Source organism: Sodalis sp. C49 (assembly GCF_046352915.1).
In the GTDB taxonomy this organism is placed as follows: Bacteria; Pseudomonadota; Gammaproteobacteria; order Enterobacterales; family Enterobacteriaceae; genus Acerihabitans.
Map to the genome: position 1 here is coordinate 1,118,137 of NZ_CP163303.1, position 19,173 is coordinate 1,137,309.

Sequence of the window (19,173 nt, forward strand, 5' to 3'; positions counted from 1 at the left end):
GACATGCAGGATACGGTACTGACAAACATTGTCGCTGATAAAAAAGTATGGCTGGCCGAGCGTAAGCAACGCCAGCCGCTGGACGGGTTCATCGACGACGTGCGCCCCAGCACGCGCAGCTTCTATCATGCCCTCCAGGGTTCGCGCACCGTGTTTATCCTCGAGTGCAAAAAAGCATCGCCGTCCAAAGGCCTGATCCGCGAGGATTTTGACCCGGCCGCCATCGCCGGCGTGTATAAACACTATGCCGCCGCCATCTCCTGCCTGACCGACGAAAAATACTTCCAGGGCAGCTTTGATTTCCTGCGCCAGATTAGCCAAGTAGTACCCCAGCCGGTGCTGTGCAAGGATTTCATCATCGATCCCTACCAGGTTTACCTGGCGCGTCATCATCAGGCGGACGCTATTCTGCTGATGCTGTCGGTGCTGGACGACGACACCTACCGTCAGTTGGCCGCCCTGGCGCACAGCCTGGAAATGGGCGTGCTCACCGAGGCGATAACCGAAGAGGAGTGCCGGCGCGCCCAGGCGCTCGGCGCCCGGGTGGTGGGCATTAACAATCGCGATCTGCGCGATTTATCCATCGATTTAAACCGTACCCGCCGCCTGGCGCCCCTGCTGCCGGGAGTGACGGTGATAAGCGAATCCGGCATTACCGCCTATCGCCACGTCAGGGAACTGAGCCATTTCGCCAACGGCTTCCTGATCGGCAGCGCGTTGATGGCGGAACCGGATCTGGACGGCGCGGTGCGCCGGGTATTGCTCGGCGAGAATAAGGTCTGCGGACTGACGCGTCCCGAGGATGCCAGGGCGGCATATGACGCCGGCGCGCTCTATGGCGGCCTGATTTTTGCCGCCTCGTCGCCAAGGCGTGTGGATATCCCCCGCGCCCGCGCGGTGATGGCCGGCGCGCCGCTGCGCTACGTCGGCGTATTCCGCGACGCCCCCATCGAGGAGGTGGCAGGCAGCGCCGCCGCGCTGGCGCTGCATGCCGTACAGCTGCACGGCGACGAGGACCAGGCCTATATAAGCGCCCTGCGTCTGGCGCTGCCTTCCGCCTGCCGTATCTGGAAAGCCCTGGATATGCGGACCCATGCGCCGGCGCGGGATTTTAGCGCGGTGGATCGTTATCTGTTCGATAATGGCGGCGGCAGCGGTAAACCCTTTGACTGGTCGCTGCTGGACGGACTGCGTCTGGATAACGTCATGCTCGCCGGCGGGCTGGCGGCGGATAACTGCGTGGCCGCCGCGCAATTAGGCTGCGTTGGGCTGGACTTCAACTCCGGCGTTGAAAGCGCCCCGGGTATTAAAGATCACCATAAACTGGCTACGGTATTTCAGACGCTGCGCGCCTATTAATCGATTGCCCAGATCAACAAGAGACAGGAACGCATGACACTATTAAATCCCTATTTCGGCGAATTCGGCGGCATGTATGTGCCGCAGATCCTGGTACCGGCGCTGCTGCAACTGGAGGACGCCTTTGTCAGCGCGCAAAGCGACCCGGCATTCCAGGCGGAATTCAGCGATTTGTTAACTAATTATGCCGGCCGCCCCACGCCGTTGACCCTGTGCCGTAACCTGACCGCCGGCACCAAGACCAAACTGTATCTTAAGCGCGAGGATCTGCTGCACGGCGGCGCGCACAAAACCAACCAGGTGCTCGGCCAGGCCCTGCTCGCCAAGCGCATGGGAAAAACCGAAATCATCGCCGAAACCGGCGCCGGCCAGCATGGCGTGGCTTCGGCGCTGGCCTCCGCGTTGCTGGGGCTGAAATGCCGCATTTATATGGGCGCCAAGGATATTCAGCGCCAGGAGCCCAACGTGTTCCGCATGCGTCTGATGGGTGCGGAAGTGATCCCGGTGCACAGCGGTTCCTCAACGCTAAAGGATGCCTGCAACGAAGCGCTGCGCGACTGGTCCGGCAGCTATGAGCGCGCCCACTATATGCTGGGCACCGCCGCCGGTCCGCATCCGTTCCCCACCATCGTGCGCGAATTCCAGCGCATGATTGGCGAGGAAACCAAGGCGCAGATGCAGGAACGGGAACATTGCCTGCCTGACGCGGTGCTGGCCTGCGTCGGCGGCGGGTCCAACGCCATCGGCATGTTCGCCGATTTTATCGATGAGCCGTCGGTACGTCTGATCGGCGTCGAGCCGGGCGGCCTGGGCATCGAGACCGGCCAGCACGGCGCGTCGCTCAAACACGGCCGCATCGGCATCTATTTCGGCATGAAGTCGCCGATGATGCAATCCTCCGACGGGCAGATAGAGGAATCCTATTCCATTTCCGCCGGCCTGGATTTCCCTTCCGTGGGTCCGCAGCATGCCTATCTGGACAGTATCGGCCGCGCGGAATACGTCTCGGCGACCGATGAGGAGGCCCTGGATGCGTTCAAGGCCCTGTCGCGCCATGAAGGCATCATCCCGGCGCTGGAATCCTCACACGCGCTGGCGCACGCGCTGAAAATGATCAAGGCGGAGCCGGACAAGGAGCAGATCCTGGTGGTCAATCTCTCGGGCCGCGGCGATAAGGATATTTTTACCGTGTACGATATATTAAAAGCGCGAGGAGAAATGTAATGGAACGCTATCAGCAACTGTTTACCACGCTGCACAGCCGTAAAGAAGGCGCCTTCGTGCCCTTCGTCACGCTGGGCGATCCTAATCCCGGCCTGTCGCTGAAAATTATCGATACCTTAATCGAGGCCGGGGCCGACGCCCTGGAACTGGGCATCCCGTTTTCCGACCCGCTGGCGGACGGCCCGACCATCCAGAACGCCACCCTGCGGGCATTTGCCGCCGGGGTGACGCCTGATCAGTGTTTCGAACTGCTGGCCACTGTCCGGCAGAAATACCCAGCCATGCCCATCGGCCTGCTGATGTACGCCAACCTGGTGTTTAACAAAGGTATCGATGCGTTTTATGCCCGCTGCGCCGAGGTTGGCGTGGATTCGGTGCTGGTGGCCGACGTGCCGCTGGAAGAGAGCCTGCCGTTCCGTACCGCCGCCATGCGCCACGGCGTGGCGCCTATCTTTATCTGCCCGCCTAACGCCGATAAAGACCTGCTGCGTGAAATCGCCTCCCACGGCCGGGCTTACACCTATTTATTATCCCGCGCAGGCGTAACCGGCAGTGAAAACCAGGGCCATGTGCCGCTGGCCCATCTGGTGACGACGCTTACCGAGTTCCATGCCGCGCCCGCGCTGCAGGGTTTCGGTATTTCCGAGCCGTCGCAGGTGCGCGACGCGCTGGCGGCGGGCGCGGCCGGGGCCATTTCCGGCTCGGCCATCGTCAAGATTATCGAGCGCAACCTGGAAGACCCGGCGGCCATGCTGACGCAGTTAAGCACCTTCGTCAGTAAAATGAAGGCCGCCACGCGCGGTTGATTTGAAAAAAATCATTTTATCCACAACACTCTAATGGCGGCGTATCAATTACGCCGCCATCCTGTAAGATGCGGGTGATATATTATAATAAATAATTCAAATCCAAGGAGAAAAAATGAAAAACTGGAAATCCCTTACGACACTTGCAGCAACCGCAATCGTCGCGGCCGTGCTGGCCGGCTGCGCGCCGACCGCCAAGACCGAAGGCACCGGCGGGTATATTGACGACACCGTGATCACGACCAAAGTGAAAACGCAGTTGCTTGCCGATGACCATTTAAAGGGCACCGAAATCAACGTCGAAACCTTTAAGGGCCGGGTGCAGTTAAGCGGTTTCGCCAGCTCGATGGCCGACGCCAACCGCGCCGTGACCATTACCCGCGGCGTCAAGGGCGTGCGTTCGGTGGAAAACGACATCAGTATCAAATAATCCCGTTGCCGGCGGCGCGCACGCGTCGCCGGCACGGTTTCAGATCCGCACCCTCGTTTTAGAAGCGATAGCCGACGCCGAACATAAATACCCAGGGATCGATTTGCGTATGCACTGATTGCTGCTGGCCGCCGGCCTTGAAACGCACGTCGGTGTCGATATCCATATACCATACCGACATATTCACCAGCCAGTTGTCATTGACGTTATAATCCAGCCCAGCCTGGCCGGCGATGCCCCAGGAGTGCTTGACGCTTAAATCGCTCAGTCCGGCGTCCTGCCCGGTTTGGTTAAAGTGCGCGTCGTAGAAGGTGGTATAGTTGATGCCCACCCCGAGGTATGGCCGCAGTTTATCCGGGGCGTCGCCAAAATAATACTGCGCCATCAGGCTTGGCGGCAGTTGTTTAACCGAGGCGATGTCGCCGGTGCTTTTCAGCCCGACATGGTGCTTGAAGGGCGTTGCCGCCAGCAGTTCCACGCCGATATTGTCGGTAACCAGATAACTGAACGTCAGGCCGAGCTGGGTGTTGTTATCCACGTTAAACTCGCCCATCCCCAGCACGTTATCCGAACTTTCACTCGGCCGTACCGTGGCGCTGCCCGCGCGAACAATAATATCACCCGCCTGATGCGCCTGCGCCGTTGCCGACAGCAGCGCGGCCGCCGCCGCCAAGCCCATAACACACTTGTTCATGTCCCGCTCCTTGTTGAGATAATGCCTTTGCCACGCAAAGTTGATTCAGTTCACAAATGTTACTTTGGCACATCGTAGGGTAAATTTGAGCTGAACCTTGTTTATCATGTTTTATACCAAGGGATTGACTTGATTGAGATTGATCCAAATCAACCAGGACCGAAACAGGACAAAAAAAATACTTTGGCCCGGGCAGTTGCTTTCCCGCGCACCGGGCGTAAGTTAACAGACAGGCAAATCTGATTCGGCGCCGTGGAGTCGGCGGGTGACACGATGAGCGATAACAGTAATCCCTGCATGAGCTGCGGCGCGTGTTGCGCGTGGTTCCGCGTATCCTTTTATTGGGCCGAGGGCGATGACGGCGGCGGCCCGGTGCCCCATGCCTTAACTGAACCCCTTACCCCTTTCTTACGTTGCATGCGCGGCACCAACGAGCGGACGCCGCGTTGCCATGCCCTGGCGGGCGAGGTGGGTAAAGCGGTCCGTTGCACCATTTATGCCGGTCGTCCCTCGCCCTGCCGGGAGTTTGCCATGGCCGGCGACGGCGGGCGGCCCAACGACGCCTGCGATCGCGCCAGGGCGCATTACGGCCTGCCGCCGCTCGCAGCGCCCGCGCAGACGCTTATTAGGGTGGAAAATCAGCATCATCATGTCGCGGGGTGCCCTCCGGGGCATTAACAGGGTAGAATACCGGGCTGATAATTTAGAACGTTCTGCCAAGGAGCTCTACATGCCAATTATGGCAAGTACCCTGTATCGCGACATGTTGAATTTTACCCGTAACCAGTTTACCAGCATCATCCTGCTGGCCCTGCTGGCGGCGCTGATTAGCGTGGTGCTCGGCCATGCCTTATCGCCCAGTAGCGATCAGCTGGTCATCCTGAGCGCCGACGGTCCCGACATGGCCGACTCATCCAGCCTCAGCCTGCAGGAACTGGTGCAGCAAATGACGCCTGAACAGCAAAAAGTGCTGCTGAAAGCCTCTGCGGCGGGCACTTTCGCCGGTCTGGTGGGCAACGTCATCCTGGCCGGGGCGCTGTTGACCATGATTCGCCTGGTATCCGACCGGCAGCCGGTCAGCGTGCTGCGCGCCATAGGGCTGTCCGCGCCCATCCTGCCCCGCCTGCTGTTATTGGTATTTATTACCACGCTGCTGGTGCAACTCGGGCTATTATTGATTGTGATACCGGGGATCCTGATTGCCATAGCGTTCAGCATGGCGCCGGTGATTGCCGCCAGCGACAATCTGGGCGTATTCAAGTCGATGCGCCTGAGTAGTAAACTGGCTTTCGCCAATGTACGGCTGGTTGCCCCGGCGGTGCTGGTATGGCTGCTGGCCAAGGCGGCGGTATTATTGCTGGCGGCACAGTTTACCCAGGTGTCGTCGCTGGTGGCCGCGGTGCTGCTTAACGGCTTAAGTAATATTATTTCCGCACTGTTGCTGATTTACCTGTATCGCCTGTATATGTTGCTGCGCCAGGCCTGAAACCAAGCCGGCGTCACTTAACCAACCACGGATTTTTTTATGAAGCAGTTTCTGGATTTTCTGCCGTTAGTGGTGTTCTTTGTCTTTTATAAGCTGTACGACATTTATATTGCCTCCGGCGCGCTGATTGCCGCGTCGGCGCTGGTGCTGATTTATACCTGGATCCGCTACCGGAAAGTGGAAAAAGTCACCTTGCTGACGTTTATCATGGTTGCCATCTTCGGCTCACTGACGATGTATTACCATAACGCCGAATTCATCAAATGGAAGGTCACGGTCATTTACGGCCTGTTCGCCATTGCGCTGCTGGTCAGCCAGTTTATGCTCGGCAAGCCGCTGATTCAGCGCATGCTTGGCAAGGAACTGACCCTGCCCGAGCGCGTCTGGAACAATCTTAATATTGCCTGGGCGCTGTTTTTCCTGGGCTGCGGCGCGGCGAATATCTATATCGCCTTCTGGCTGCCGCAAAACGTTTGGGTGAATTTCAAGGTGTTCGGCCTGACCGGCCTGACGCTGGTATTCACCCTGTTAAGCGGAGTGTATGTCTATCGTCATATGACGGAAGACCAGAAAAACTCCCGTTGATCCCCCCGGTCCGCCGCGGGGCGGACCGATGTCAAACCAAGCGGAACTCCTGATGAGCGACAATCCTTTTTTACCTTCCGGCGAGCTGGTGCTGCGCACGCTGGCCATGCCCGCCGACACCAATGCCAACGGTGATATTTTTGGCGGCTGGCTGATGTCGCAAATGGATATGGGCGGCGCTATCCTCGCCAAGGAAATAGCCGAGGGCCGAGTGGTCACGGTGCGCGTCGACGGCATGACGTTTTTGAAACCGGTGGCGGTGGGGGACGTGGTCTGTTGTTACGCCCGCTGTACCGGCACGGGCAACAGTTCGCTGAGCATTAACGTGGAAGTCTGGATCAAAAAAGTCTCTTCCGCCCCCATCGGCCAGCGCTACCGCGCCACCGAAGCGGCCTTCACCTACGTCGCGGTGGACGACGCGGGCAAGGCGCGTCCCCTGCCCGACGGCAAGCGCCACTTCGCACCCGGCGGCGCTTAGCCGCCCGTTTTCCCCAGGCGGCGGCCCATGCTGGGCCTTGCGCCGCACACCGCGGCCCGGCCTAGCTGCTGCTGACGCCCGACAGCTTAAACTCGATGGTCGTGGTGAGGTTTTTGCCCGGTTTGCCGCTCTGGTAGCGCCAGCGCCGGGCCACCTGGCGAATTTCGCGCTCGAACATATTGCGCGGCGTGGCGGAAATGATACGCAGGTTTTCCACCTGGCCGCTATCATCGACATCAAACTGGATCTTCACCGTTCCCTCGATGCCCAATGCCCTGGCGCGCTCAGGGTAGCCCGGTTCCGGGCGGCTGATGGCTTTCGGGCCGGTATCGGCCACCGGTGCGGACGGCGCCGGCGCGGGCGCCGGAGCGGCACGTACGGGCGCCTCACGGGGCGGAGCGGCGAGCGGTGTCGGTTCGGCACGCGGCTCGGTCACCTTGGGCCTGGGTTTAGCCGCTTCTTTATGCACCGGCTTGGGCTTGGGCAGGGGTTTCGGCTGCTGTACCGGCGCGGGAGGCTCAGGCGCGGGAACGGGATCCGGTTCGCGCACAGGCTCCGGGGCGGGTTCGGGCGCAGCCGTCGGCTCAACCTCGGGCGGTGCCACCGGCGGCTGCGGCGGCGCGGCCACCGGCTCAGGCTCCGGCGCCACCAGCGTAACGCTCATCGGCTGCTCCACCGCGGTCGGCGCGGTTATCTGGTTTACCGACGCATACAGCAATCCCGCCACCAGCGAGGTATGCAGCCCTGCGGACAAGACAAACGGCCACGAAAATCGACGGGTCGGTTTCAAAATTATCAACGCCATATCAACAAAAGTTTCAGTAAAGGTGAAGTTTAAATGCAAATAGCAATCATATTCAATAACTCAAAACAAACTCTTGCCAGGTTAACAGGATAAACCGGCAATTATCCCTGTCTGAACAACCGTCAGCGGCCAGGAAAATTTTTTCATTGCGCCGCGGGGTTCAATGTCTTAACGTAAATTACTTGAAATGAATCCATTCCTTTGGGAGTAATGCCCTTGCTCTATGTTATCTATGCTGAAGACGTGCCCGGATCCCTGGAAAAACGCCAATCCGTACGCGCCACTCATGTCGCCCGGCTGCAACTGCTACGCGATGAGGGTCGTTTACTGACGGCGGGCGCGCTGCCGGCGATAGACAGTAACGAACCCGGGGCGGCGGGATTCAGTGGCTCCACCATTATTGCTGAATTTGATTCCCTGGAAGCGGCGCAGGCATGGGCGGATGCCGACCCGTATGTCGCCGCGGGTGTTTATAAGCAGGTGCAGGTTAAACCCTACCGTAAAACCTTCTGATTATTACCCTATTGCATCCCGGCGCCGCCACGCGGCCCGGGCGTGAAATAACGGCTGATTGCCCGCTAGGTTAATGTACCCGCCGGTAAAACCCATCAATCATTATCTAAGCTTATCATTTATCCTCTCTATTAAGGAGGCTGCGCCAACGGATTTACCGGCAAACAACGCCATTATTTTCTTTGTTGGCCAGACCTGGATATCGCCGGGGCTATATATAATGCGTGCCAACCCCTGCCTTCGGTGAATTTGCTTTTCCCTTAATGCTATTTTTTTTCTGCCGCCTATTTTGGTCGCCTCATTATTATTTTGCTTGTTACTTAACGCCGACTAATACTTAACGGCAATTAATCAACGTAACGGCTATTAACCCCTTAAAATTGATAGAAATTACCGTGATCGTCCCGGCATATCATTATCATTTAGGAATTATCTTAGTATAAAAAATAACCAACATTTAATCAGACTCTTACCGGCCAAGACAGCATAAATATTCAGTTAATACGCGCCAGGGCGCCAATATCCGGTTTGTAGGCGCCGGCAATTTCTAATACTTTGGAATTGCTGTACTCCCCGTTAAGAAGTTAACAACCGGAGGTAAGTATGTTGAAGAAAATCTTTATGGCACTACTTGTTATGTCCGCCGCCGGCACCGGTACTGCTTTTGCAGCCGGCGCCGCGGGAACCACGGAAGCGGCTACGCAAAGCGCTTCCGGTGCCGCGACGGTCACCGATCCGGGATTGGTTTCCGGCTCGGTGGCCGCCATGGCATCCGCCAGCGACCCGGAAGGCACTGGGACGTCTACGTCGACGTCGACATCAACGACCACCGCCACACAGTGACAGAGACATCATAAGGAAAGGGATAATCCTGATTAAAACCGTAATAAGGAACTCAAATACGGTAAACCGGCCAAAAGCCGGTTTTTTTATCGCTGTTATTTAGCGCGGATCACAGACCATAAGACGTTACGGAAAAGAGCAACGAACGGCGCTGCTGTTTCAACTGAAGATGCCGCAAACGCGTCAGATGCCGATAGGTGCGGGACTGTGCTTCCACCCACTGGCTACGCCGGCGCTGCGCCTGCCTTAACATGCGCCAGCGGCTGACTTCATTTCTGCTTCTTTTCATGGCACGAACGGACTCTTACCGGATAATAAGGGCGCCATTATAAACCATTTTCCCGGACTGCCAAGGCTGTAACGCCGGCGCGGCGGACTGGTAAAGGGCGCGCGCGGGGCGAAAAAATTTCCTCTTTTCGCCCCGTATGCGTACACTCATGCTTAACGCCTTGCGAACAGGATTTTTCGCCTCTATGACAACTTTTTATACTGTAATCAACTGGCTAATAGTATTCGGCTATTGGTTGCTGATCGCAGGTGTCACCCTGCGGGTGTTAATGAAGCGGCGCGCGGTCCCCTCCGCAATGGCCTGGTTATTGGTTATCTATATCCTTCCCCTGGTGGGCATCATCACCTACCTGCTGTTCGGTGAACTCAACCTGGGCAAGCGCCGCGCGGAACGGGCCAAGGCCATGTGGCCGTCCACGGCCAAGTGGATGCATGACCTCAAGCAGTGCACGCGGATTTTCGCCACCGAAAACAGCGAAGTCGCCCGCTCCCTGTTCAAGCTGTGCGAGTTACGCCAGGGTATGGGCGGACTGAAAGGCAACCAGCTGCAGCTGCTTACCGGTACCGACGCCACCCTTAAAGCCTTGATCAGGGATATCGGACTGGCGCAGACTAATATCGAGATGGTGTTTTATATCTGGCAGGCCGGCGGCCAGGTGGACCAGGTGGCGGAGGCGCTGATGGCGGCCGCCAGGCGCGGCGTGCGCTGCCGTGTGATGCTCGATTCCGCCGGCAGCGTCGCGTTTTTCCGCACCCCCTACCCGGCCATGATGCGTAACGCCGGCGTCGAGGTGGTGGAAACGCTGCACGTCAGCCTGCTGCGTGTCTTTCTGCGGCGCATGGATTTGCGTCAGCACCGCAAGATGGTGCTGATTGATAATTATATTTCGTACACCGGCAGCATGAACATGGTCGATCCGCGCTATTTCAAGCAGGATGCCGGCGTCGGGCAATGGATCGACCTGATGGCCAGGATGGAAGGCCCGGTGACGACCGCCATGGGCATTATCTATTCCTGCGACTGGGAAATCGAGACCGGTGAGCGGGTGCTCCCACCGCCGCCCGATGTCAATATCATGCCGTTTGAACAGGCGACGGGACATACTATCCAGGTCATTGCCTCCGGCCCCGGTTTCCCGGAAGGCATGATCCACCAGGCCCTGCTGACCTCAATTTATTCCTCGCGGCAGCAGTTAATCATGACCACGCCCTATCTGGTGCCGAGCGACGATCTGCTGCACGCCATTTGCACCGCGGCCCAGCGCGGCGTGGACGTGCATATCGTGGTGCCGCGCGATAACGACTCCCTGCTGGTCGGCTGGGCCAGCCGGGCCTTTTTCGCCGAACTGCTGGAAGCGGGCGTCAATATCCATCAGTTCGAGGGTGGCCTGCTGCATACCAAAAGCGTACTGGTGGACGGCCAGCTCAGCCTGGTCGGCACCGTCAATCTCGACATGCGCAGCCTGTGGCTCAATTTTGAAATTACCCTGGTGATTGACGATGATGACTTCGGCAGCGACCTGGCGCGGGTCCAGGAGGATTATATCGCCCGCTCCCGGCTTATCGACCCGCAGGTCTGGGCCAAACGCCCCTACTGGCAACGCATTGTCGAGCGCCTGTTCTACTTTTTCAGTCCATTGCTGTAAATTTAGCGAAGGCCATGATGTAATAGCGCCATGCAACGCCCTTGATGCCTCCGTGATACCCACACAGGACCCCGGTTATGGATTTGGACAATCGCCTGACAGATGATGAAACGCTGGAGCAGGCTTATGATATTTTTCTTGAACTGGCGCCGGATAACCTTGATCAGGCCGATCTGATTCTTTTTAATCTGCAGTTTGAACAACGCGGCGCGGCTGAGCTGTTTGACCCGTCGGAAGAATGGCACGAGCAGGTGGATTTTGACCTCAATCCGGATTTTTTCGCTGAAGTGGTTATCGGCCTGGCGGATGAAGACGGACAGGAGGTCAACGACGTTTTTGCGCGCATGCTGATCTGCCGCGATAAAGCGGAAAAAATCTGCCATATCCTCTGGAAAGAATAACTTCACAAGTGCCGCATGACATGCCAGGTCCGTTCTAGGCTGGGGGATTTCTGTTGCCGTGGCGGGGGTTATGCCGCTGCGATAGGGTTTATGTTGCCGTGGCGGAGGTTATGCCGCCGCGATAGGGTTTATGTTGCCGTGGCGGAGGTTATGCCGCTGCGATAGGGTTTATGTTGCCGTGGCGGAGGTTATGCCGCTGCGATAGGGTTTATGTTGCCGTGGCGGAGGTTATGCCGCTGCGATAAGGTTTATGTTGCCGTGGCGGAGGTTTCGCTTGCCGTGCGTTCGGTGGTTATATGCAGTGCCGGGTGCCGGCAAGCGACAAAGAGGCCGTACCGCGACGGCCTCCTTGACCTCCGCGCGCCCGGCAGGTCGCGCGTCGCTGCGCGATGCCTTCCGCCGCCCATGCCCCCGTGATGCACCGGCCCGGTTAGCGCTCCCGGCGCCACCGGGCCTTTCGCCGCTCCCGGCGGCTCATGCCGGGGGCACTGGCGCCGTCAGCGCGCTTTATGCCGGGACATATGTCGCTGTTGGCAATGTATTTTCTGAAGCGATAGCGGCGCTTTTGCTTGGATAGAGTTTGGCGTCGGGATAGGATTGACGGTTATGGGATGCAACGCGTATGGAAAAAAGCAGCTGGCACAGCGAAAAGCAGGTCATACAGACATGGAGTCATGCAGTAAGGCGTGAGAGCCGTCATGTAATAAGGCAGTAAGGCATTCATCATTCAGTTTTAAGTTTTAATAGTAAGCATAAGCCATTAGCCATTAGCCATTAGCCATTAGCCATTAGCCATTAGCCATTAGCCATTAGATTGTAGACTTTAGCCCAAATTGGATGCTGATATTTTTCCCGGTAAACGCATACCGCTGAGAACCCTAAAACATTAATTTACTCACAGACGATGGTGTTGACGTGGTGCCGGCATAGAGTGCGCCGGCGGCGCGCATCGCGGCTGGATGAGCCGCCGGGAGCGGCGAAAGCAAAGGGCGCGCCGGGAGCGCGTCCCGTGCGGTCCAAAAGACGGGATGGGTGATGCCGGGAACCGCGCAGCGGCGCACGGTCTGCCGGACGCGCGGAAGTCAAGAAGGGTGGCGCGAACCACCCTTCTTGTCGCTTGCCGGCACCGGGCAAGACATAAAACAACCTAACGCACGGCAAGCGAAACCCTCGCCGCAGCGGTATAAGTCTCCCCCAACCACCAGCGAAACCCTCGCCGCAGCGGCATAAGTCTCCCCCAACCACCAGCGAAACCCTCGCCGCAGCGGCATAAGTCTCCCCCAACCACCAGCGAAACCCTCGCCGCAGCGGCATAAGTCTCCCCCCAACCACCAGCGAAACCCTCGCCGCAGCGGCATAAGTCTCTCCCACAAACGCCAGCAAAACCTCCGCCAAGGCGACGCAAACCGCCGGCGAAATCCTCTCCGCGGCGACATAAACGTGGCGACATCCATCCGGCGCTCCAAAATCACCAGACCATATCATTGGTACGCCCGCTGGCACCCTGCTGGCGAAAAGTGGGTTTTATTCCCGATTATTGCGCCAGTTGGCTCACATCCACCTTAATGCAGGAGCACGCATGCCGAAAACTGCCCTGCAGTATCGGCCGCGTCACCGCGCACGCCTCGCCGGCAATCGGGCACCGGGTACGGAACACACACCCCGACGGCGGATTGATCGGCGACGGCAAATCCCCTTCCAGCAGTTGAATGGCCTTATTACGTTCCTTATCCGGATCCGGTATCGGCACCGCCGACATCAACGCCTTGGTGTAGGGATGCTGAGGATTATGATACACCTGATCATACGTACCCAACTCCACCGCGTGGCCCAGGTACATCACCAGCACCCGATCGGAAATATGCTTCACCACCGCCAGATCGTGGGCGATAAAGATCAGCGACAGCCCCATCTCACGCTGCAGCTGCTGCAATAAATTCACCACCTGCGCCTGGATCGACACGTCCAGCGCCGACACCGGCTCGTCGCAAATCACCAGCTTGGGTTCAAGTATCAGCGCGCGGGCGATGCCGATACGCTGACACTGCCCGCCGGAAAACTCATGCGGATACCGATTGATAAGATTCGGCAACAGCCCCACCTTCAGCATCATGTTGCGCACCTTGTCTTTCACCAACTGGCGCGGCATCTTCGGATGATAGGTATGCAACGGCTCGGCGATGATATCGCCGATGGTCATGCGCGGATTAAGCGAGGCCAGCGGGTCCTGGAAAATCATCTGGATATCGTTACGCGTCTCGCGCCACTCATCGCTGCTCATCCCCTGCAATTCCTTGCCCAGCCAGGCGATACGCCCGCTGGTGGATTTCACCAGGCCAATCAGCGCCCGGGCAAAGGTCGATTTGCCACAGCCCGACTCGCCCACCACCCCCAGCGTTTCTCCCTCGTACAGCCGCAGGGACACGCCGTCGACCGCCTTTAGGCTCTTGGCCGGTTGCCAGAACCACTGTTTATCGCCTTTCACCTCGAAATACACTTTCAGGTTTTCGACATCCAGCAGCACCTTTTTATGTTCGTCCATGGCATTCATACCAATTCCTCCAGGGGCTTATAGCAGGCGCGCAGACGCTCCGTGGCGAACCGCTCAAGGGGCGGCATGTTGACGCAGATATCCATGGCGTAAGGACAGCGCGGCTGGAACGGACAGCCCTCCGGCAAACGCAGCAGATTGGGCGGATTGCCGGGAATGGTCACCATCATGGTGGAACCGTCGGCATCCAGCCGTGGCACCGCCGACAGCAGGCCGATGGAATAAGGATGGCTGGGCTGGTAAAAAATATCGCGCGCCGTACCGTATTCCATGGTACGGCCCGCGTACATCACCAGCACGCGATCGCAGATGCCGGCCACCACACCCAAATCGTGGGTAATCATAATGATGGCGGTGTTAAACTCGCGTTTCAGATCGTTTAGCAAGGTCATGATCTGCGCCTGGACGGTGACATCCAGCGCGGTGGTGGGCTCATCGGCTATCAGCAGTTTCGGCCGGCACAGCAGCGCCATGGCGATCATCACCCGCTGACGCATGCCGCCGGAAAACTCATGGGGATACATCCGCATCCGCTTGCGCGCCTCGGGCATTTTTACCGCGTCGAGCATACGCACCGACTCTTCAAACGCCTCATGCTTGCTGATTTTTTTATGCATCAACAGTACTTCAATCAGCTGTTCGCCCACCCGCATATAAGGATTAAGCGACGTCATCGGATCCTGGAAAATCATCGAGATTTCCGAGGCGCGTAGTTTGTTCAGCTGCTTCTCCGGCAGGTTGAGAATTTCACGGCCATTAAAGGCGGCGGAGCCCTCAATACGCCCGTTGGCGGCCAGCAGTCCCATCAGGGCAAACGCGGTCTGAGACTTACCCGAGCCGGACTCGCCGACAATACCCAGCGTTTCCCCGGCCCGCAGGGTAAAGTTCAGGTCGTTAACCGCGGTCACATCGCCGTCGGCGGTGGCGAAGGTCACGCGCAAATCCTTAACGGTCAGCAATGCCGGCGCGGACGCTGCCGACGCCAGGGAGGGCGTCGGCGTTTTTGGGTCGATTATGCTCATCACGGCACTCCTTAACGATCTTTCGGGTCGAGGGCATCACGCAGGCCATCGCCGATAAAATTAAAACAAAACAGCGTCACCACCAGGAAAAAGGCGGGAAACATCAGCAGCCAGGGCGACACTTCCATGGAATTGGCGCCGTCGCTTAACAAGGCGCCCCAGCTGCTCAGCGGCTCCTGCGTGCCCAGCCCCAGGAAACTGAGGAACGACTCGAACAGGATCATGCTCGGCACCAGCAGGGACGCATAAACCACCACCACGCCCAGCACGTTGGGGACGATATGGCGCAGGATAATATTGCGGGTACGCACTCCGCTGACCACCGCGGCCTCGATGAACTCCTTGCGTTTCAGCCCCAGGGTCTGGCCGCGCACGATACGCGCCATATCCAGCCAGGACACCATGCCGATGGCGATAAAGATCAAAAAGATATTGCGGCCGAAAAAAGTCACCAGCAGGATAACGAAAAACATAAACGGAAAAGAGTTGAGGATTTCCAGCAGGCGCATCATCACAGAGTCGGTTTTACCGCCGAGATAGCCGGACAGCGCACCGTAAAGCGTGCCCAGGATCACCGCCACCAGCGCGGCGGCGACGCCGACCATCAAGGAAATCCGTCCGCCGATGGCCACGCGCACCAGCAGATCGCGGCCGGAGGAATCGGTGCCGAAATAATGCGCGGATTCCATACTCGGCGCGGCCGACATCATGGCAAAGTCGGTATCGTCGTAACTGAATTGCGCCAGGGAAGGCGCCAGGGCGACAAACACCACGATCAGCGCCAGAACGATAAGGCTGGTTAGCGCGGCCTTGTTATGGATAAAACGCCGGCGGGCGTCCTGCCAAAGGCTACGGCCTTCCACTTGCAGCGTTTCGCTGAGTTTCTCCAGAGCCTCGCTATTTTTGTTACCAATCATCATGTGCGTGCTCCAGCTTAATAACGTATTTTCGGGTCGATAACCGCGTACAGCACATCGACAATCGCATTAAATAAAATCGTCAGCGCCCCGACCAGGATGGTCAGGCTTAACACCAGCGAATAATCACGGTTCAGCGCGCCGTTGACAAACAGCTGGCCGATCCCCGGCAGTCCGAAGATGGTTTCTATTACCATGGAGCCGGTAATGATGCCGACAAACGCCGGTCCCATATAAGAAATGACCGGCAGCAGCGCGGGTTTGAGGGCGTGGCTGAAAATAATGCGCCGCATGGGCAGTCCCTTGGCCCGGGCGGTGCGGATAAAGTTGGAGTGCAGCACCTCAATCATCGAGCCACGGGTGATACGGGCGATGCTGGCGATATAGGCCAGCGACAGGGCAATCATCGGCAGCAGCACAAACCTGGGCGCGCCGCCGTTCCAGCCGCCGCCCGGCAGCCATTTAAGCGTAATGGCGAAGATAAGCACCAGCAGCGGCGCCACCACAAAGCTGGGTATGACGACGCCGGTCATGGCAAAACCCATGGCCAGGTAATCCCATTTGGTATTTTGCCGCAGCGCCGCCATGACGCCGGCGAATACCCCCACCACCATCGCCAGTATAAACGCCGCCAGGCCTAGCTTGGCCGAGACGGGAAAAGAATTGGCCACCAAATCGTTAACCGAATAGTCTTTATATTTGAACGACGGGCCGAAATCACCGTGCGCCAGTTGGACCAGATACGCGCCGTACTGCTTTATCATCGGATCGTTGAGATGGTACCTGGCTTCGATGTTGGCCATCACTTCCGGCGGCAGGCCGCGCTCGCCGGTAAACGGACTCCCGGGCGCCAGCCGCATCATGAAAAATGAAATGGTGATCAATATGAATAGCGTCGGAATCGCTTCAAGCAACCGGCGGATAATAAACTTTAACATGCCCAATACCTATAACGTGCATTTATTCAAATCGTTCACTTGAACAGGAAAAACAGGGCACGGCCCGTGAAGACCCTGCCCTGTTGTCATCCATTACGCCTGGTTAATGTTTGATGATGTAAAGGTCTTTTACATACACATTATCCAGCGGATCTTTACCGGTATATCCACCAACATAAGGTTTCACCAGCCGGGCGTTCACATAGTAATACACCGGAACGATGGCGGAATCCTTATCCAGTTGCTGTTCAGCCTGCTGATACAAGGTTGTGCGCGCATCATCGCTCTTGGCGTCGACGGCGTCGGCAATCAGCTTATCAAAGGCCGGGCTGGAGTAATGGGCGGTATTGCTCGAACCATTGGTCAGCATAATGTTCAGGAAGGTGGTGGGTTCGTTGTAATCGGCACACCAGCCGGCGCGGGATACATCAAAGGTCCCCTGGTGACGGGTATCGAGGAAGGTTTTCCATTCCTGGTTTACCAACTTGACTTCCACGCCCAGGTTCTTTTTCCATATCGACGCAACGGCAATCGCCAGTTTCTTATGCAGATCGGAGGTATTGTACAATAAATCGAAGGTCAGCGGCTTATCCTTGGTGTAGCCGGCCTGCTCCAGCAGCTTACGCGCTTCGGCATTACGTTTGTCCTGGCTCCAGCCAAACCACTCCGGCGGGGTCAGCTTGGCGCCGTCGGTATACGGAGGCGTAAAACCAAAGGCGGGCAAGTCGCCCTGGGCTTTGACCTTGTTAACGATAATATCGCGATCCAGCGCCAGTTTCAGCGCGGTGCGCACGCGCACATCGGTAAAGGGCGCCTTTTGGTTATTGATTTCATAATAATAGGTACACAGATACGGATCGACATGCACTTCTTTCGGGATTTCGCGTTTCAGCTTCTGGAATAATTCGATCGGCAGATTGTTATAGGTCATATCGGATTCGCCGGCGCGATAGCGGTTCACGTCGGTTACTTCCGAGGAAATCGGCAGGTAGGTCACCTGGTTGATCACCGTCTTGGCATTATTCCAATAGGACGGGCTACGCTCCAGCACCAGACGCTCGTTGACGACCCAATCCTTTACTTTATACGCGCCGTTGCCGACCCAATTGGCGGGCTGGGTCCATTTTTCACCAAACTGCTCCACCACCTTTTGCGGCACCGGCGACATGGCGGGGTTGCTCAGTAATTTAGGAAAATAAGGCACCGGCTGGCTCAGGGTCACTTCCAGCGTCTTATCGTCCACGGCCTTAACGCCCAGGGTATCGGGTTTCATTTTGCCGGCAATGATTTCATCGATATTCACGATATGGGCGTACTGCGGATAGCTTTCATACGGCGACGCGGTCTGCGGGTCGGCCAGGCGACGCCAGCTATAGACAAAATCCTGCGCCGTCACCGGATCGCCGTTGGACCATTTGGCGTCTTTGCGCAGATGGAAGATCCAGACTTTCGAGTCCTTGGTCTCCCAGCTTTCGGCGGCGCCCGGCTGCGTATGGCCGTACAGGTCGTTAATGGTCAGCCCTTCCAGCACATCGCGGTTGATATTGGATTCCGGCACCCCTTCTATCTTATGGGGATCGAGGGACTGTATTTCGGCGCCGTTGCCGCGCACCAATTCCTGTTTGTCGCTAAGCTGCACGCCGGCGGGAACGTCCGCGGCGAAAGAGGATCCTACCGACACGACGCCCAGTGCGGCAATGATGCCCGCCGCCAGCAGTGTCTTTTTCGTGATGTTGGTCATTATCAGTGCACTCCAGTTTTTATTATTGCGTGGCCCCGGCTTTGCGGCACGCAGGTTCCCGTTAAACGGGTATGACAACTCCCACGCCAATTATGGTGAACGAAACCACAAGGCAAAGAAGCGGTATTCCTTATTGGTGAAGGCTATAAAGGAAACAAGCCGGCGCGGCGCCGGCAAAAACAGCAATCGGGTGGGACACAGGCCTGGCAAGAAGTTATTTACAGTTATCATGGCATCAAAAAATATCAGCCTTACATGGAAAAATAATTATTATTTAATCATTTGTTACATAAAAACACATAAGGTCAATTTATGGCCTGTAAAGAGAATAAACGCCTAATGATGCGTGAATAAACACTAATAACATCTGAGTAGCATTGTGACAAGACCCTTTGCCGCTTAGGCTGAAAAAAAATCCGGAAAATTCCGATAAAACCCGCTATCGT

The 19,173-nt window shown here is 57.3% G+C and carries 20 protein-coding genes; 12 read left to right on the forward strand and 8 right to left on the reverse strand.

What is annotated here, in order from left to right:
* Positions 1–3 precede the first annotated feature (3 nt).
* The 4 genes from trpCF (at position 4) to ABUK12_RS04925 (ending at position 3,819) form a co-directional block, all read left to right on the forward strand.
* Positions 4–1,359, forward strand: a complete 1,356-nt coding sequence (gene trpCF, locus ABUK12_RS04910) for a bifunctional indole-3-glycerol-phosphate synthase TrpC/phosphoribosylanthranilate isomerase TrpF (RefSeq protein ID WP_410015229.1) — start codon at positions 4–6, stop codon at positions 1,357–1,359.
* A gap of 33 nt (positions 1,360–1,392) precedes the next feature.
* Entirely contained in the window at positions 1,393–2,583 is a 1,191-nt protein-coding gene (trpB, locus tag ABUK12_RS04915) for a tryptophan synthase subunit beta (RefSeq protein WP_410015230.1), read from the forward strand.
* A complete protein-coding gene (gene trpA, locus ABUK12_RS04920) occupies positions 2,583–3,389 on the forward strand; it encodes a tryptophan synthase subunit alpha (protein ID WP_410015231.1) in 807 nt (268 codons plus the stop codon). Before trpB ends, trpA begins: the two co-directional genes overlap by 1 nt.
* A gap of 115 nt (positions 3,390–3,504) precedes the next feature.
* Complete coding sequence (locus ABUK12_RS04925) at positions 3,505–3,819, forward strand: BON domain-containing protein (protein ID WP_410015232.1); 315 nt, start codon at positions 3,505–3,507, stop codon at positions 3,817–3,819.
* A 58-nt stretch (positions 3,820–3,877) separates the two neighbouring features.
* Here ABUK12_RS04925 and ompW read toward each other — a convergent pair whose 3' ends face one another.
* The gene (gene ompW / locus ABUK12_RS04930; RefSeq protein WP_410015233.1) at positions 3,878–4,513 is read right to left on the reverse strand and encodes an outer membrane protein OmpW; all 636 of its coding nucleotides are present in this window, start codon (positions 4,511–4,513) and stop codon (positions 3,878–3,880) included.
* Between the two features lie 273 nt (positions 4,514–4,786).
* Here ompW and ABUK12_RS04935 point away from each other — a divergent pair, with 273 nt between their 5' ends.
* The 4 genes from ABUK12_RS04935 to yciA are packed head-to-tail and all read left to right on the forward strand — an operon-like array spanning position 4,787 to position 7,062.
* On the forward strand, positions 4,787–5,191 hold the full coding sequence (locus ABUK12_RS04935) for a YkgJ family cysteine cluster protein (RefSeq protein WP_410015234.1): 405 nt from the start codon (positions 4,787–4,789) through the stop codon (positions 5,189–5,191).
* Positions 5,192–5,243: 52 nt separating this feature from the next.
* Complete coding sequence (locus tag ABUK12_RS04940; protein ID WP_410015235.1) at positions 5,244–5,999, forward strand: YciC family protein; 756 nt, start codon at positions 5,244–5,246, stop codon at positions 5,997–5,999.
* Between the two features lie 39 nt (positions 6,000–6,038).
* Positions 6,039–6,584 carry a septation protein A gene (locus ABUK12_RS04945; protein ID WP_410015236.1) on the forward strand — a complete coding sequence of 182 codons (546 nt, stop codon included), beginning with the start codon at positions 6,039–6,041 and terminating at the stop codon, positions 6,582–6,584.
* A 52-nt stretch (positions 6,585–6,636) separates the two neighbouring features.
* On the forward strand, positions 6,637–7,062 hold the full coding sequence (gene yciA, locus ABUK12_RS04950; RefSeq protein ID WP_410015237.1) for an acyl-CoA thioester hydrolase YciA: 426 nt from the start codon (positions 6,637–6,639) through the stop codon (positions 7,060–7,062).
* A gap of 61 nt (positions 7,063–7,123) precedes the next feature.
* Here yciA and ABUK12_RS04955 read toward each other — a convergent pair whose 3' ends face one another.
* Entirely contained in the window at positions 7,124–7,867 is a 744-nt protein-coding gene (locus tag ABUK12_RS04955; protein WP_410015238.1) for an energy transducer TonB, read from the reverse strand.
* Positions 7,868–8,083: 216 nt separating this feature from the next.
* On the opposite strand from ABUK12_RS04955, the gene ABUK12_RS04960 reads away from it, so the two are divergent.
* Both ABUK12_RS04960 and ABUK12_RS04965 read left to right on the forward strand, forming a co-directional pair.
* Positions 8,084–8,380: a YciI family protein gene (locus tag ABUK12_RS04960; protein ID WP_410016555.1), complete on the forward strand. Its 297-nt coding sequence runs from the start codon at positions 8,084–8,086 to the stop codon at positions 8,378–8,380.
* A 621-nt stretch (positions 8,381–9,001) separates the two neighbouring features.
* Positions 9,002–9,223 (forward strand): hypothetical protein, encoded by a 222-nt coding sequence (locus tag ABUK12_RS04965; protein WP_410015239.1) that lies wholly within the window; start codon positions 9,002–9,004, stop codon positions 9,221–9,223.
* Between the two features lie 109 nt (positions 9,224–9,332).
* Here the strand turns inward: ABUK12_RS04965 and ABUK12_RS04970 are convergent, their stop codons facing one another.
* Entirely contained in the window at positions 9,333–9,512 is a 180-nt protein-coding gene (locus ABUK12_RS04970) for a YciY family protein (RefSeq protein ID WP_410015240.1), read from the reverse strand.
* A 184-nt stretch (positions 9,513–9,696) separates the two neighbouring features.
* Between ABUK12_RS04970 and cls the strand changes: the two genes are divergently transcribed.
* Positions 9,697–11,157 (forward strand): cardiolipin synthase, encoded by a 1,461-nt coding sequence (gene cls / locus ABUK12_RS04975; protein WP_410015241.1) that lies wholly within the window; start codon positions 9,697–9,699, stop codon positions 11,155–11,157.
* Positions 11,158–11,234: 77 nt separating this feature from the next.
* Positions 11,235–11,558, forward strand: a complete 324-nt coding sequence (locus ABUK12_RS04980; RefSeq protein ID WP_410015242.1) for an HI1450 family dsDNA-mimic protein — start codon at positions 11,235–11,237, stop codon at positions 11,556–11,558.
* Between the two features lie 1,534 nt (positions 11,559–13,092).
* Here ABUK12_RS04980 and oppF read toward each other — a convergent pair.
* The 5 genes from oppF to oppA all read right to left on the reverse strand — a co-directional run bounded on the left by oppF (position 13,093) and on the right by oppA (position 18,727).
* Positions 13,093–14,109: a murein tripeptide/oligopeptide ABC transporter ATP binding protein OppF gene (gene oppF / locus ABUK12_RS04985; protein WP_410015243.1), complete on the reverse strand. Its 1,017-nt coding sequence runs from the start codon at positions 14,107–14,109 to the stop codon at positions 13,093–13,095.
* Complete coding sequence (locus tag ABUK12_RS04990; RefSeq protein WP_410015244.1) at positions 14,106–15,131, reverse strand: ABC transporter ATP-binding protein; 1,026 nt, start codon at positions 15,129–15,131, stop codon at positions 14,106–14,108. Before ABUK12_RS04990 ends, oppF begins: the two co-directional genes overlap by 4 nt.
* Before the next feature lie 11 nt (positions 15,132–15,142).
* Positions 15,143–16,051 (reverse strand): oligopeptide ABC transporter permease OppC, encoded by a 909-nt coding sequence (gene oppC / locus ABUK12_RS04995; protein WP_410015245.1) that lies wholly within the window; start codon positions 16,049–16,051, stop codon positions 15,143–15,145.
* A gap of 14 nt (positions 16,052–16,065) precedes the next feature.
* Complete coding sequence (gene oppB, locus ABUK12_RS05000) at positions 16,066–16,986, reverse strand: oligopeptide ABC transporter permease OppB (protein WP_410015246.1); 921 nt, start codon at positions 16,984–16,986, stop codon at positions 16,066–16,068.
* A gap of 103 nt (positions 16,987–17,089) precedes the next feature.
* Positions 17,090–18,727 (reverse strand): oligopeptide ABC transporter substrate-binding protein OppA, encoded by a 1,638-nt coding sequence (gene oppA / locus ABUK12_RS05005; protein WP_410015247.1) that lies wholly within the window; start codon positions 18,725–18,727, stop codon positions 17,090–17,092.
* Positions 18,728–19,173 lie beyond the last annotated feature (446 nt).